The following is a 14,604-nucleotide window of genomic DNA, read 5'->3' as shown; positions in this document are numbered from 1 at the left end:
GCGGCTCGTCCCGACTGCGTTGTCTCCAGAAATTCCCGACGCCTTCAGAAATTCCCGACTGCGTGGCCCGGCACACCTGTTGACCTGGCGGGCACGGCCATTGATCAGGTCATCAGCGTATCGGTGCGCACTGACATACGGCAGTGGGTCGCCGAATGCCGCCCGTCCGACGGGGGCGGAAGGGCGGCATCCGGCGGGTTCAGGCCGGTTCAGGCCGGTTCAGGTCACCTGTGCGCCGGTCATGAGGAGCCCTGGGCCTGTTCGCGGATCTTCTGGGACAGCTGCGGCGGCATCGGCTCGTGCCGTGCGTAGTTCCGGCTGAACCGGGCGGTGCCCTGCGACAGGGACCGCAGGTCGACGGCGTACCTGCCGATCTCGATCTCGGGGACCTCGGCCCGTATCACGGTGCGTCCGCCCGGGGCCTGTTCGGTGCCGACGACCCGGCCGCGCCGCCCCGAGAGGTCGCTCATCACCGAGCCGACGTGCTCGTCGGCGACGAGGACCTGCACCTCGGCGACCGGTTCGAGCAGATGGATCGTGGCGTCCGCGGCGGCTTCCCGCAGCGCGAGGGCGCCCGCCGTCTGGAAGGCGGCGTCGGAGGAGTCCACGGAGTGCGCCTTGCCGTCGAGCAGCGTGACACGGATGTCGATCAGCTGATAGCCGGCCGCGACGCCCTTGGCAGCCTGGGCACGGACGCCCTTCTCGACGGACGGGATGAACTGCCGCGGCACCGCGCCGCCCACGACCTTGTCGACGAACTGGATGCCGCTGCCGCCGGGCAGCGGCTCCACCGCGATCTCGCAGATGGCGAACTGGCCGTGGCCACCGGACTGCTTCACGTGCCGGCCGCGGCCCGCCGACTTGTTCGCGAACGTCTCGCGCAGGGACACCTTGTGCGGCACCAGGTCGACCTGCACCCCGTAGCGGTTGCGCAGCCGTTCGAGGGCGACGTCCGCGTGCGCCTCGCCGAGGCACCACAGGACCACCTGGTGGGTGTTCTGGTTCTGTTCGAGCCGCATGGTGGGGTCCTCGGCCACGAGCCGGGAGAGCCCCTGCGACAGCTTGTCCTCGTCCGCCTTGCTGTGCGCCTGGATGGCGAGCGGCAGCAGCGGGTCGGGCATGTCCCAGGGCTCCATCAGGAGCGGGTCGTCCTTGGCGGACAGGGTGTCGCCGGTCTCCGCGCGGCTGAGTTTGGCCACACAGGCCAGGTCGCCGGCGATGCACCGGCCGAGCGTGCGCTGCTGCTTGCCGAAGGGCGAGGACAGGGCGCCGACGCGCTCGTCGGCTTCGTGGAGGGCGCGGCCCTCGTGGCCGCGGTCGGCGAGGCCGTGCCCGGAGACGTGCACCGTCTCGTCGGGACGCAGGGTCCCGGAGAACACACGGACCAGCGAGATGCGGCCGACGTACGGGTCGGACGCCGTCTTCACGACCTCCGCGGCCAACGGGCCCTGGGGGTCGCAGGTGAGGGCGGGGCGTGCCGTGCCCGCGGGGGTGGTGACGGCCGGGGCGGGGTGTTCGAGCGGGGTCGGGAAGCCACCGGTGATCAGATCGAGCAGCTCGACGGTGCCGATGCCCTGGCGGGCCCCCTCGACGGCGGGCGCGGCGGCGAGCACCGGGTGGAAGATGCCGCGCGCGACGGCGCGCTCCAGGTCCTGCACGAGCGTTCCGTAGTCGATGTCCTCGCCGTCGAGGTAGCGGTCCATCAGGGACTCGTCCTCGCTCTCGGCGATGATCCCCTCGATGAGCTTGTTGCGCGCTTCCTGGATGACGGGCAGTTGGTCGGCGCCCGGTTCGGACTCCTTGCGTTCGCCCGACGCGTAGTCGAAGATCCGCTGCGAGAGCAGCCCGATCAGGCCGGTCACGGGCGCGTGCCCGTCGGGTCCCTGTTCGCCGTGCAGCGGCAGGTACAGCGGAAGGACGGCGTCGGGGTCGTCGGCCCCGAACGCCTCGGCGCAGGAGCGCGTCATCTCCGCGAAGTCGGAGCGCGCGGTCTCCAGGTGCGTGATCACGATGGCCCGCGGCATGCCGACGGCCGCGCACTCCTCCCACACCATGCGGGTCGCGCCGCCGATGCCCTCGGCGCCCTCGGCCGCCGAGACCACGAAAAGGGCCGCGTCCGCGGCGCGCAGACCGGCCCTCAGCTCACCGACGAAGTCGGCGTATCCCGGGGTGTCCAGGACATTGATCTTGCAGCCACCCCACTCGACGGGCACGAGGGACAGCTGCACCGATCGTTGCTGGCGGTGCTCGATGTCGTCGTAGTCGGACACCGAGGTGCCGTCCTCCACCCGGCCCGCCCGGTTCACCGCCCCCGCGGTCAGCGCGAGGGCTTCCACGAGGGTCGTCTTGCCCGATCCGCTGTGGCCGACCAGCACCACATTCCGTACGGACGCGGGGTGGTCGGCCGTCGCCGCCCTGCCGGCGGCTCCGGGGTGTGCGTTCGCCTTGTCGCCCATGCCTTGGCCTCCCGGTTGTGCGCATGGCTGAGGAGGCGCAGCCCCCTCAGGGATGCTGGCTGTGCGCGGACGCACGGGACCCGCGTGCGGGGGCGGCTCCGGCGACGCCCGCGGTGCTTTCGAGCTTTGCACTCGTGTCACGGTGCGTCCATACGTCGTACGCGATCGTGAGGGGGCGAGCCGGGGTGCCGCGGGCGTGACTACGATGGGCCAGCCGGTGGCCAACGGGGCCGCCACGGCACCGACCCTCGGGAAGGCCATGCTGAACAAGTACGCGCGTGCATTCTTCACGCGTGTCCTCACACCGTTCGCCGCGTTTCTCATCCGCCGCGGGGTCAGCCCCGACACGGTCACGTTCATCGGTACGGCCGGTGTGGTCGCGGGAGCGCTGGTCTTCTACCCCCGGGGGGAGTTCTTCTGGGGCACGGTCGTCATCACGTTGTTCGTGTTCTCGGACCTGGTCGACGGCAACATGGCGCGCCAGCTCGGCCGGTCTAGCCGGTGGGGCGCGTTCCTGGACTCGACCCTGGACCGGGTCGCCGACGGTGCGATCTTCGGTGGCTTCGCGCTCTGGTACGCGGGCCGCGGCGACGACAACGTGCTGTGCGCGGTGACGCTCTTCTGCCTGGCCAGCGGCCAGGTCGTGTCGTACACGAAGGCGCGCGGCGAGGCCATCGGCCTGCCTGTGGCCGTCAACGGCCTGGTGGAGCGCGCCGAGCGCCTGGTGATCTCGCTGGTCGCCGCGGGCTTCGCCGGGCTGCACAAGTTCGGGGTGCCCGGCATCGACGTGCTGCTGCCCATCGCGCTGTGGATCGTCGCCGTCGGCAGCCTCGTCACGCTCGTCCAGCGTGTGGTGACCGTGCGCAGGGAGTCCGAGGAAGCGGACCAGGAGGCCGCACGGGAGGCGCCCCAGCAGAGCGAGACGGCTTCATGAGCCCGGCCACGGAGAAGCTCACGGACGCGCTGTACGGCGTCGGCTGGAGCACGGTCAAGAAGCTGCCCGAGTCCGCCGCGGTGCGCCTCGGCCGGACCATCGCCGACCTGGCGTGGAAGCGGCGCGGCAAGGGCGTGCTGCGCCTTGAGGCGAACTACGCGCGCGTGGTGCCCGACGCGAGCCCCGCGCGCCTCGCCGCGCTCTCCAAGGCGGGCATGCGCTCGTACATGCGGTACTGGATGGAGTCCTTCCGGCTGCCCGCCTGGAGCCGGGACCGCATCCGCGACGGCTTCACGCCGCAGGACCTGCACCACCTCACCGACGGCCTGGCGTCGGGCAGGGGCGTCATCATCGCGCTCCCGCACCTGGGCAACTGGGATCTGGCGGGCGCCTGGGTGACCACGAAGCTGGAGATCCCCTTCACGACGGTGCAGGAGCGGCAGAAGCCCGAGTCGCTGTACGACCGCTTCGTCGCCTACCGCAGCGGCCTCGGCATGGAGGTCCTGCCGCACACCGGCGGCTCCGCCTTCGGGACGCTGGCCCGCCGCCTGCGCGCCGGAGGCCTGGTCTGCCTGGTCGCGGACCGCGACCTGTCGGCGTCCGGCGTCGAGGTGAAGTTCTTCGGGGAGACCGCGCGCATGCCGGCGGGCCCCGCCGCGCTCGCCCAGCAGACCGGCGCGCTGCTGCTGCCCGTGACGCTCTGGTACGACGATTCGCCGGTCATGCGGGGCCGTGTGCACCCGCCGGTCGAGGTGCCCGAGACGGGAACGCGTACGGAGAAGACGGCCGCCATGACGCAGGCCCTCGCCGACGCCTTCGCCACGGGCATCGCCGAGCACCCCGAGGACTGGCACATGCTCCAGCGCCTGTGGCTCGCCGACCTGGACCCGTCGAAGGCGCCCGCTCCGGAGGCCGCCTCTTCGAAGGGGCCTGCCACGGAGGACGCCTCTTCGAAGGCGACGCCGCCCGAACCGGCGTCCCCCAAGGCGCCGCCCGCATCGACGTCTCCGGAGACGACGGCCGAGGGGCCACCGTGAAGGTAGGCATCGTCTGCCCCTACTCGTGGGACGTCCCGGGCGGCGTCCAGTTCCACATCCGCGATCTGGCGGAGCACCTCATCCGCCTCGGACACGAGGTCTCCGTCCTCGCCCCCGCCGACGACGAGACCCCCCTGCCGCCGTACGTGGTGTCGGCGGGACGGGCCGTTCCGGTTCCGTACAACGGCTCGGTGGCGCGGCTGAACTTCGGATTCATCTCGGCCGCGCGCGTCCGCCGCTGGCTGCACGACGGCACCTTCGACGTGATCCACATCCATGAGCCGACGTCGCCGTCGCTCGGCCTGCTCACGTGCTGGGCGGCGCAGGGACCGATCGTCGCCACGTTCCACACCTCCAACCCGCGCTCGCGGGCCATGATCGCGGCGTATCCGATCCTCCAGCCCGCCCTGGAGAAGATCAGCGCGCGGATCGCGGTCAGCGAGTACGCGCGCCGCACCCTCGTGGAGCACCTCGGCGGCGACGCGGTGGTCATCCCGAACGGCGTCGACGTCGACTTCTTCGCCCGCGCCGAGCCCAAGCCCGAGTGGCAGGGCCAGACCATCGGCTTCATAGGGCGCATCGACGAGCCCCGCAAGGGCCTGCCCGTCCTGATGCGCGCCCTGCCGCGGATCTTCGAGGAGCGGCCCGGGGCCCGCCTCCTGGTCGCGGGGCGCGGCGACGAGGAGGAGGCCGTCGCCTCCCTGCCCGCCGAGCTGCGCTCCCGGGTGGAGTTCCTCGGCATGGTCACCGACGAGGACAAGGCGCGCCTGCTGCGCAGCGTCGACGTGTACGTCGCCCCGAACACCGGCGGCGAGAGCTTCGGGATCATCCTGGTCGAGGCGATGTCCGCGGGCGCCCCCGTGCTCGCGAGCGACCTCGACGCCTTCGCCCAGGTCCTCGACCAGGGCGCGGCCGGCGACCTGTTCGCCAACGAGGACGCGGACTCCCTGGCCGGCGCGGCCGTCCGGCTGCTGCGCGACACCGACCGCCGCACCGAACTCCGCGAACGCGGCAGCAAGCACGTACGCCGCTTCGACTGGTCGACGGTCGGCGCCGACATCCTCTCCGTGTACGAGACGGTGGCGGACGGCGCGGCAGCGGTCGCCACGGACGAACGCACGGGCTTGCGCGCCCGCTTCGGCCTGGCGAAGGACAAGCTGTAGCCCGCTGGACGCGCTGCCGCGGAGAACTCCTGCCGGACGGCCCGCCCGGTACCAACAGCCCGTCCGACGCCGCAGGGCGACGACAGCCGGTCCGGCGTTTGAGGATGAGCCCGGAGGGCGGCAACAGCCGGTCCGGCGTTTGAGGATGAGCCCGGAGGGCGGCAACAGCCGGTCCGGCGTTTGAGGATGAGCCCGGAGGGCGGCAACAGCCGGTCCGGCGTTTGAGGACGAGCCCGGAGGGCGACAACAGCTCGTCCGGCGTTTGAGGACAAGGCCGAAGGCCGACAAACGGCACCCCGCCGAACCCGAGGGAACCAGGGCGGGGGGCACAACCCCGCACCGCCCAAGGCGCCCCCGCCAGATACGGTGCGGGGGTGATTCCCACGTTGATCTGGATCGCCGCCGCACTCCTCGCGATCGGCCTCTACCTGAGCTGGACCGCGGGCCGCCTGGACCGGCTGCACGCACGCATCGACGCGGCACGCGCCGCCCTCGACGCGCAGTTGCTGCGCCGCGCGTCCGTCACCCAGGAGCTGGCCACCTCGGGGGTGCTCGACCCGGCGGCGTCCATCGTCCTGTACGAGGCGGCGCACGCGGCACGGCAGGCGGAGGAGGAACACCGCGAGGTCGCGGAGAGCGAGCTGAGCCAGGCGCTGCGTGCCGTCTTCGAGGACGCGGGGCAGGTCGACGCGGTCCGGGAGGCCCCGGGCGGCGAAGGGGCCGCGGCCGAGCTCGGCCAGGCGGTCCGCCGGGTCCCCATGGCCCGCCGGTTCCACAACGACGCCGTGCGCGCGGCCCGCGCCCTGCGCCGCCACCGCAAGGTCCGCTGGTTCCGGCTCGCGGGGCACGCGCCGTTCCCGATGGCCTTCGAGATGGACGACATGGCACCGGCGGCGCTGGCGGACCGCCCGGGAACGTAGCGGGCGGCGGCCTCAGCCGCCCCGCCGGAGCCGCCGCGCCAGGCGCACGACCTCCGTACCCCACATCACGAGGGCCGCGGCACCGATCAGCAGCACCGGGACCAACCACCACCGGAACCAGAATCGCGTGGCCAGCGAGGCCACGAAGATCAGGAAGACCAGATCCGTGAGCGCCCGGTGGGTGTCCCACCACCGGTTCGCCCGCTTCGCCGCACCGACGACGGGGGCCTTGGCCACCCGCAGCGTTCCCCACACCGCACGCATGGGCCCAGGATGAGGCACGCCGCGCCCCCTGGGGAGAGGTCGGCGCGCTCGGTGGCCCACGTACCGAAAACGATCCACAGCCTCACCATTGGCCCTTGCAGTGGCCTGGTCCCGGAACGTTTCCTCTGTACTGCGGAAACACAACGGAAGCCGAACGCAGGATGTCCCCCGTTCGTCCCGGTCCCGGTTCCCGCGGCCCCAGCCTTCGTCACCGAGTGAGGTCACCCGTGTCCAGCACGCCCCCCAGCACCCCCAAGACCGCCGAGGACACCGCCGTCGGCACCGCCCGCGTGAAGCGCGGCATGGCCGAACAGCTCAAGGGCGGCGTGATCATGGACGTCGTGACGCCGGAGCAGGCGAAGATCGCCGAGGACGCCGGTGCTGTCGCCGTCATGGCCCTGGAGCGGGTTCCCGCCGACATCCGCAAGGACGGCGGCGTGGCCCGGATGTCCGACCCGGACATGATCGAGGGCATCATCGAGGCCGTGTCGATCCCCGTCATGGCCAAGTCGCGGATCGGCCACTTCGTGGAGGCCCAGGTCCTGCAGTCCCTCGGCGTCGACTACATCGACGAGTCGGAGGTCCTGACCCCGGCCGACGAGGTCAACCACTCCGACAAGTTCGCCTTCACCACGCCGTTCGTCTGTGGCGCCACCAACCTCGGCGAGGCCCTGCGCCGCATCGCCGAGGGCGCCGCGATGATCCGCTCCAAGGGCGAGGCCGGCACCGGCAACGTCGTCGAGGCCGTCCGCCACCTGCGCCAGATCAAGAACGAGATCGCCAGGCTGCGCGGCTTCGACAACAACGAGCTGTACGCCGCCGCCAAGGACCTGCGCGCCCCCTACGAGCTGGTCAAGGAGGTCGCCGAGCTCGGCAAGCTGCCGGTGGTCCTGTTCTCCGCCGGCGGTGTCGCCACCCCCGCCGACGCCGCCCTGATGCGTCAGCTGGGCGCCGAGGGCGTGTTCGTCGGCTCCGGCATCTTCAAGTCCGGCGACCCCGCCAAGCGCGCCGCAGCCATCGTGAAGGCGACCACCTTCTACGACGACCCCAAGATCGTCGCGGACGCCTCCCGCAACCTGGGCGAGGCCATGGTCGGCATCAACTGCGACACCCTGCCCGAGTCCGAGCGCTACGCGAACCGCGGCTGGTAAGGCACTCCGAAGATGACGGACACCCCCGTGATAGGCGTCCTGGCCCTCCAGGGCGACGTGCGGGAGCACCTCGTCGCCCTGGCCGCGGCGGGCGCCGCGGCCAGGCCGGTGCGGCGCCCCGAGGAGCTCGACGACATCGACGGCCTGGTCGTGCCGGGCGGCGAGTCGACCACCATCTCCAAGCTCGCGGTCCTCTTCGGCCTGCTCGCACCCCTTCGCGCGCGCGTGCGTGACGGTCTGCCGGTGTACGGCACCTGCGCGGGCATGATCCTGCTGGCCGACAAGATCCTCGACCCCCGTTCGGGACAGGAGACGATCGGCGGCATCGACATGATCGTGCGCCGCAACGCCTTCGGGCGGCAGAACGAGTCCTTCGAGTCGGCGGTGGACGTCAAGGGGATCGGGGGCGACCCTGTGGAGGGTGTCTTCATCCGCGCACCCTGGGTGGAGTCGGTCGGTGCCGCCGTCGACGTGCTCGCCGAGCACGAGGGACACATCGTCGCCGTGCGCCAGGGCGATGTGCTCGCCACGTCCTTCCACCCCGAGCTCACGGGGGACCACAGGGTGCACGCCCTGTTCGTGGACATGGTCCGGGCGAAGCAGGCACCGCGATCCTTGTAGGATCTCTGGCGTTCGTACTGAGGTGGGTTACGCGAAGGAGACAGGCAGATGTCCGGCCACTCTAAATGGGCTACGACGAAGCACAAGAAGGCCGTGATCGACGCCAAGCGCGGCAAGCTCTTCGCGAAGCTGATCAAGAACATCGAGGTCGCGGCGCGGACCGGCGGCGCTGACGTCGAAGGAAACCCGACGCTCTTCGACGCCATCCAGAAGGCGAAGAAGCAGTCCGTCCCGAACAAGAACATCGACTCCGCGGTCAAGCGCGGTGCCGGTCTCGAAGCCGGTGGCGCCGACTACGAGACGATCATGTACGAGGGCTACGGCCCGAACGGTGTCGCGGTGCTCATCGAGTGCCTGACGGACAACCGCAACCGCGCGGCCTCCGACGTGCGCGTCGCGATGACCCGCAACGGCGGCTCGATGGCCGACCCGGGCTCCGTGTCGTACCTGTTCAACCGCAAGGGCGTCGTGATCGTCCCCAAGGGTGAGCTGTCCGAGGACGACGTCCTCGGCGCCGTCCTGGACGCCGGTGCCGAGGAGGTCAACGACCTCGGTGAGTCCTTCGAGGTGCTGAGCGAGGCCACCGACCTGGTCGCGGTGCGCACCGGGCTCCAGGAGGCCGGCATCGACTACGACTCGGCCGACGCCAACTTCGTCCCGACCATGCAGGTCGAGCTGGACGAGGAGGGCGCCCGCAAGATCTTCAAGCTCATCGACGCCCTGGAGGACAGCGACGACGTGCAGAACGTCTTCGCCAACTTCGACGTGTCCGACGACGTCATGGCCAAGGTCGACGCGTAGGCGCTCCGCCGGGCTTCCAGGGTGCCGCCGCGGGCCGCCCGTGGTCGCCCGCGCAGTTCCCCGCGCCCCTGTGGGGCGCGCTCGGGCCGACGGGACACACCCCGTCGGCCCCTCGCGTTGTCAGAGGGACCCGATAACCTGCACGGACAGGCGATTGGAGGGGCCACGTGCGCGTGCTGGGGGTCGACCCGGGGCTGACCCGGTGTGGTGTGGGGGTCGTCGACGGCGTCGCGGGACGCCCCCTGACCATGCGCGGCGTAGGGGTCGTGCGCACCCCGGCCGACGCGGAGCTCGGCCACCGCCTCGTCGCCATCGAGCAGGGCATCGAGGAGTGGCTGGAGGAGCACCGGCCCGAAGTCCTCGCCGTCGAGCGCGTGTTCAGCCAGCACAACGTCCGCACGGTGATGGGCACAGCCCAGGCAAGCGCCGTAGCCATGCTGTGTGCGTCCCGCCGCGGCATCCCCGTCGCCCTGCACACCCCGAGCGAGGTCAAGGCCGCCGTCACCGGCAGCGGCCGCGCGGACAAGGCGCAGGTCGGCGCGATGGTGACCCGCCTGCTCCGCCTGGACGCACCGCCGAGACCCGCCGACGCCGCCGACGCCCTCGCCCTCGCCATCTGCCACATCTGGCGCGCCCCCGCGCAGAGCCGCCTCCAGCAGGCGGTCGCCCGAAACCGCCTGGAGCAGGCCGTGGCCAAGCACGCATCGAAAGGCCGTACCGCATGATCGCCTTTGTCAGCGGCCCCGTCGCCGCCCTCGCGCCGGACACCGCGGTGATCGAGGTCGGCGGTGTCGGCATGGCCGTCCAGTGCACGCCGAACACCCTCTCCACGCTCCGCGTAGGCCAGCAGGCCAAGCTCGCCACCTCGCTGGTCGTCAGGGAGGACAGCCTGACGCTGTACGGCTTCGCGGACGACGACGAGCGCCAGACCTTCGAGCTGCTGCAGACCGCGAGCGGCGTCGGCCCGCGCCTGGCCCAGGCCATGCTCGCCGTGCACAGCCCCGACGCCCTGCGCCGCGCGGTCTCCACCGGCGACGAGAAGGCGCTCACGGCCGTGCCCGGCATCGGCAAGAAGGGCGCCCAGAAGCTCCTCCTGGAGTACAAGGACCGCCTCGGCGAGCCCCTCGGCACCGGCGGCCCCGCCATCGGGACGTCCGTCACCGCGGGCTGGCGGGACCAACTGCACGCCGCCCTGATCGGCCTCGGGTACGCGACACGCGAGGCCGACGAAGCCGTCGCCGCCGTGACCCCGCAGGCCGAGGCCGCCGAGGGCACCCCCCAGGTGGGACAGCTCCTGAAGGCCGCCCTCCAGACCCTGAACCGCACGCGCTGAGCCCCCCGGCCGCCCGCCGCCGCCCCAGGCACGGCACGGCGATCGCCACGACACAGCCGCAACAGAGCCACGACAGACCGCAGACCCCCGTACGGACGCGAGGCACACACCGCATGAACGAGGCACACACCGCATGAACTGGGACGACACGACCGACGAGGCCGCCTCCGGGCAGGAGGCGGCCGACGCGGCCGAGCGGCTCGGCGTGCCCGAGGCGGAGCGGCTCGTGGGCGCTGTCGCCGACGGCGAGGACCAGGCGGTCGAGGCCGCCCTGCGCCCCAAGGACCTCGGCGAGTTCATCGGCCAGGAAAAGGTCAGGGTCCAGCTCGACCTGGTCCTGCGCGCCGCCCGCGCCCGCGGCGCCACCGCCGACCACGTGCTGCTCTCCGGCGCCCCCGGCCTCGGCAAGACCACCCTCTCGATGATCATCGCCGCCGAGATGGGCGCCCCCATCCGCATCACCAGCGGCCCCGCCATCCAGCACGCGGGCGACCTCGCCGCGATCCTGTCCTCCCTCCAGGAGGGCGAGGTCCTCTTCCTCGACGAGATCCACCGCATGTCGCGGCCCGCCGAGGAGATGCTGTACATGGCCATGGAGGACTTCCGGGTCGACGTGATCGTCGGCAAGGGTCCCGGCGCCACCGCCATCCCGCTGGAGCTGCCCCCGTTCACGCTCGTCGGTGCCACCACGCGCGCGGGGCTGCTGCCGCCGCCGCTGCGCGACCGCTTCGGCTTCACCGCCCACATGGAGTTCTACGAACCGGCGGAGCTGGAGCGCGTGGTGCACCGCTCCGCGCTCCTGCTCGACGTGGGCATCGACGCCGAGGGCGCCGCCGAGATCGCGGGCCGGTCCCGTGGCACCCCGCGTATCGCCAACCGCCTGCTGCGCCGCGTACGCGACTATGCGCAGGTCAAAGCGGACGGCGCGATCAACCGTGAGATCGCGGGCGCGGCCCTCAAGGTCTACGAGGTCGACGGCAGGGGCCTCGACCGCCTCGACCGGGCCGTGCTCGAAGCCCTCCTGAAGCTGTTCGGCGGCGGCCCTGTCGGCCTGTCGACCCTCGCTGTCGCGGTGGGGGAGGAGCGTGAGACGGTCGAGGAGGTCGCCGAGCCCTTCCTCGTCCGGGAGGGGCTGCTCGCCCGCACCCCGAGGGGGCGGGTCGCGACGCCCGCGGCCTGGGCCCATCTGGGTCTCGTACCGCCCCGGCAGGGAGCGGGAACTGGACAACAGGACTTGTTCGGGTCGTGACGTGGCGCGTGGCGGCGCGGGGAGTCGCTCCATCAGGAACTGCGGTGCCATGCTGAGCGTTGTTCGTAAGGTGCGGACTCGCTTAGACTCCGCCGATGCCGCCCTTGTGGGCGGCGCCGCCCACCCCCATCCATCAGGCCGCTCCCTTACGCGGTCGTGCGAAGGAAACTCCGTCCCGTGAATATCGTGACCCTCCTCCCCTTCATCGTGCTCATCGGGGCCATGTTCCTGATGACCCGGTCCGCCAAGAAGAAGCAGCAGGCGGCTGCCCAGATGCGCAATGACATGACGCCTGGCACCGGCATCCGCACGATCGGAGGCATGTACGCCACCGTCAAGGAGGTCCACGACGACGCGGTCCTCCTCGAGGTGGCCCCCGGCGTCCACGCGGTCTACGCGAAGAACGCCATCGGCGCCGTCCTCGACGACGACGAGTACAACCGCATCGTGCACGGTGCGGAGGACGAGCTGACGTCCGACGACACCCCCGTGGTCCCGGACGACGCCTCCTCCCTCACCGAGACCGACGAGCGCGCCGCCGCCGCGGACTCTTCGGACGACTCCCGCATCGACCTCGGCAAGGACCTCGGCAAGAAGGACACGGCCGACGAGGCCCCCGAGGCAGCTGACGCAGAGCCGAAGAAGACCGACGGCGAGTCCGGCGCGAAGTAGTCACGGCCGGGGGACCGGCGTGCGCCCGCTCGCGCACCACCACCCCCGCCCAGGTGATTTCGCGCCGCGTCTCGACACAACTTCATGGCCGCCCGCCCGGGTCCCCTCCACGCAGGCCTCCGCTCAGCGCAGGTGATGGGGAGGCACTCCGCAGGCCGGACGGTTGGACAGGGAGAACGAGAAGGTGGCAGCACCCAAGAAGGGCCGCAAGCAGGCCGCCCAGGGGAAACCGGGCCGCACCCTGGTCCTGATCATGATCGCCCTGGTGGCGCTCACCGGAGGGATGTTCCTCTCCGGTCACACCACGCCCCGTCTCGGCATCGACCTCGCCGGCGGTACGAGCATCACGCTCGAGGCGAAGAACGAGCCGGGCCAGAAGAACGCGATCAATCAGACCAACCTGAACACGGCTGTCGACATCATCAACAACCGTGTCAACGGTCTGGGTGTTTCCGAAGCCGAGGTGCAGACCCAGGGCGACCGGAACATCATCGTCAACATTCCCAAGGGCACCAACGCCAAACAGGCGCGTGAGCAGGTCGGCACGACCGCACAGCTCTACTTCCGGCCCGTCCTGGCCCAGCAGCCGAGCACCGGCGCAGGCGAGAAGCCGACGCCCAAGCCGACGGACTCCGGCAAGGACAAGTCCGGCGACAAGTCGAAGGACAAGTCCGGCGACGGGTCCGAGGACAAGTCCAAGGACGGCGACAAGTCCAAGGAGAGCGACAAGACCAAGGAAGAGGCGACCTCGCCGAGCGCGACGCCCACGACCCAGGGCCGCTCCGTCACCGAGGGCCTGAAGGCCGACGCGAAGGACGACCCGGCCAAGGACAAGAAGGACGACGGCAAGAAGGACCCGTCGCCCACTCCCTCCGGCGACCCCACCGCGCAGCTCCAGGAGCAGTTCGCCAAGCTGGACTGCACCGACAAGAAGGCCCGCGCCAAGGTCAAGACGGGCGTCAAGGCCACCGACCCGGTCGTAGCCTGCGGTGAGAACAAGAACGGCTGGGACAAGTTCATCCTCGGCCCCTCCGAGGTCAACGGCAAGGAGGTCGATGACGCGAAGGCCGTCTACGACACCCAGGGTGCCGCTGGCTGGAAGGTCACGATGAACTTCTCCAAGAAGGGCACGAAGCAGTTCGCGGACATCACCGGCAAGCTCGCCAGCAAGCAGCCGCCGCAGAACGAGTTCGGCATCGTCATGGACGGCGAGGTCGTCTCCGCCCCGTACGTCAGCCAGGCGCTGACCACCGGTGACGCCGAGATCTCCGGCAGCTTCTCCCAGGACGAGGCCAAGGACCTGGCCAACATCCTGTCGTACGGCGCGCTCCCGCTGACCTTCAAGGAGCAGAGCGTCACCACGGTCAGCGCGGCCCTGGGCGGCGAGCAGCTGCGGGCCGGCATGATCGCCGGTGCCATCGGCCTCGCGCTCGTCATCATCTACCTCGTGGCGTACTACCGCGGTCTCGCGCTCATCGCCATCGCGTCCCTCTTCGTCTCCGCGGCGCTGACGTACACGATCATGACGCTGCTCGGCCCGACGATTAAGTTTGCGCTGAACCTGCCCGCGGTCTGCGGCGCCATCGTCGCCATCGGTATCACCGCCGACTCTTTCATCGTCTACTTCGAGCGCATAAGGGACGAGGTCCGTGAGGGCCGTACGCTGCGACCGGCCGTCGAGCGCGCCTGGCCGCGCGCGCGGCGCACCATCCTGGTCTCCGACTTCGTGTCGTTCCTCGCGGCCGCGGTGCTCTTCATCGTCACCGTCGGCAAGGTCCAGGGCTTCGCGTTCACGCTCGGCCTGACGACGCTCCTCGACGTCGTGGTGGTGTTCTTCTTCACCAAGCCACTGATGACGATCATGGCTCGCAAGAAGTTCTTCGCGAGCGGTGGCAAGTGGTCCGGCCTCGACCCGAAGCGTCTCGGTGCCAAGCCGCCGCTGCGCCGCGCGCGGAGCACCGGCCCGGCCGCCCCCGTCGACTCGACCCCGAAGGAGGCGTGAG

14 protein-coding genes are annotated in these 14,604 nt (G+C 71.1%); 12 read left to right on the top strand and 2 right to left on the bottom strand.

The features are described from left to right. Positions 1 to 239: 239 nt before the first annotated feature. Positions 240 to 2,456, bottom strand: coding sequence for an elongation factor G-like protein EF-G2 (locus GPA10_RS22945; RefSeq protein ID WP_058851858.1), 2,217 nt, complete (start codon positions 2,454 to 2,456; stop codon positions 240 to 242). Between the two features lie 205 nt (positions 2,457 to 2,661). Between GPA10_RS22945 and pgsA the strand changes: the two genes are divergently transcribed. The 4 genes from pgsA to GPA10_RS22925 all read left to right on the top strand — a co-directional run bounded on the left by pgsA (position 2,662) and on the right by GPA10_RS22925 (position 6,510). Further along, positions 2,662 to 3,390, top strand: coding sequence for a phosphatidylinositol phosphate synthase (gene pgsA / locus GPA10_RS22940; RefSeq protein WP_058851859.1), 729 nt, complete (start codon positions 2,662 to 2,664; stop codon positions 3,388 to 3,390). Next, positions 3,387 to 4,427 carry a phosphatidylinositol mannoside acyltransferase gene (locus GPA10_RS22935; RefSeq protein ID WP_246259571.1) on the top strand — a complete coding sequence of 347 codons (1,041 nt, stop codon included), beginning with the start codon at positions 3,387 to 3,389 and terminating at the stop codon, positions 4,425 to 4,427. Before pgsA ends, GPA10_RS22935 begins: the two co-directional genes overlap by 4 nt. Beyond that, the gene (locus GPA10_RS22930; RefSeq protein ID WP_058851860.1) at positions 4,424 to 5,590 is read left to right on the top strand and encodes a glycosyltransferase family 4 protein; all 1,167 of its coding nucleotides are present in this window, start codon (positions 4,424 to 4,426) and stop codon (positions 5,588 to 5,590) included. The genes GPA10_RS22935 and GPA10_RS22930 overlap by 4 nt, the downstream gene beginning before the upstream one ends. Positions 5,591 to 5,964: 374 nt before the next feature. Further along, positions 5,965 to 6,510, top strand: coding sequence for a hypothetical protein (locus GPA10_RS22925; RefSeq protein WP_343041231.1), 546 nt, complete (start codon positions 5,965 to 5,967; stop codon positions 6,508 to 6,510). Positions 6,511 to 6,522: 12 nt separating this feature from the next. Here GPA10_RS22925 and GPA10_RS22920 read toward each other — a convergent pair whose 3' ends face one another. Then, complete coding sequence (locus tag GPA10_RS22920; protein ID WP_157167130.1) at positions 6,523 to 6,774, bottom strand: hypothetical protein; 252 nt, start codon at positions 6,772 to 6,774, stop codon at positions 6,523 to 6,525. Positions 6,775 to 6,935: 161 nt separating this feature from the next. Between GPA10_RS22920 and pdxS the strand changes: the two genes are divergently transcribed. The 8 genes from pdxS to secD all read left to right on the top strand — a co-directional run bounded on the left by pdxS (position 6,936) and on the right by secD (position 14,603). After that, complete coding sequence (pdxS, locus tag GPA10_RS22915; protein ID WP_157167129.1) at positions 6,936 to 7,925, top strand: pyridoxal 5'-phosphate synthase lyase subunit PdxS; 990 nt, start codon at positions 6,936 to 6,938, stop codon at positions 7,923 to 7,925. A gap of 12 nt (positions 7,926 to 7,937) precedes the next feature. Continuing rightward, the gene (gene pdxT / locus GPA10_RS22910; RefSeq protein WP_157167128.1) at positions 7,938 to 8,546 is read left to right on the top strand and encodes a pyridoxal 5'-phosphate synthase glutaminase subunit PdxT; all 609 of its coding nucleotides are present in this window, start codon (positions 7,938 to 7,940) and stop codon (positions 8,544 to 8,546) included. A 48-nt stretch (positions 8,547 to 8,594) separates the two neighbouring features. After that, positions 8,595 to 9,347 (top strand): YebC/PmpR family DNA-binding transcriptional regulator, encoded by a 753-nt coding sequence (locus GPA10_RS22905; protein WP_058851865.1) that lies wholly within the window; start codon positions 8,595 to 8,597, stop codon positions 9,345 to 9,347. 167 nt (positions 9,348 to 9,514) lie between these two features. After that, on the top strand, positions 9,515 to 10,072 hold the full coding sequence (gene ruvC, locus GPA10_RS22900; RefSeq protein ID WP_058851866.1) for a crossover junction endodeoxyribonuclease RuvC: 558 nt from the start codon (positions 9,515 to 9,517) through the stop codon (positions 10,070 to 10,072). Further along, complete coding sequence (gene ruvA, locus GPA10_RS22895) at positions 10,069 to 10,680, top strand: Holliday junction branch migration protein RuvA (RefSeq protein WP_058851867.1); 612 nt, start codon at positions 10,069 to 10,071, stop codon at positions 10,678 to 10,680. Before ruvC ends, ruvA begins: the two co-directional genes overlap by 4 nt. Before the next feature lie 133 nt (positions 10,681 to 10,813). Continuing rightward, positions 10,814 to 11,929 carry a Holliday junction branch migration DNA helicase RuvB gene (gene ruvB / locus GPA10_RS22890; protein ID WP_157167127.1) on the top strand — a complete coding sequence of 372 codons (1,116 nt, stop codon included), beginning with the start codon at positions 10,814 to 10,816 and terminating at the stop codon, positions 11,927 to 11,929. A 177-nt stretch (positions 11,930 to 12,106) separates the two neighbouring features. Beyond that, on the top strand, positions 12,107 to 12,601 hold the full coding sequence (gene yajC / locus GPA10_RS22885; RefSeq protein ID WP_058851869.1) for a preprotein translocase subunit YajC: 495 nt from the start codon (positions 12,107 to 12,109) through the stop codon (positions 12,599 to 12,601). A 184-nt stretch (positions 12,602 to 12,785) separates the two neighbouring features. Continuing rightward, positions 12,786 to 14,603: a protein translocase subunit SecD gene (secD, locus tag GPA10_RS22880; RefSeq protein WP_343041229.1), complete on the top strand. Its 1,818-nt coding sequence runs from the start codon at positions 12,786 to 12,788 to the stop codon at positions 14,601 to 14,603. Position 14,604: the final 1 nt, after the last annotated feature.

This window comes from Streptomyces typhae (genome assembly GCF_009755605.1).
GTDB lineage: Bacteria > Actinomycetota > Actinomycetes > Streptomycetales > Streptomycetaceae > Streptomyces > Streptomyces typhae.
This window is presented reverse-complemented; position numbering and strand designations above follow the sequence as displayed.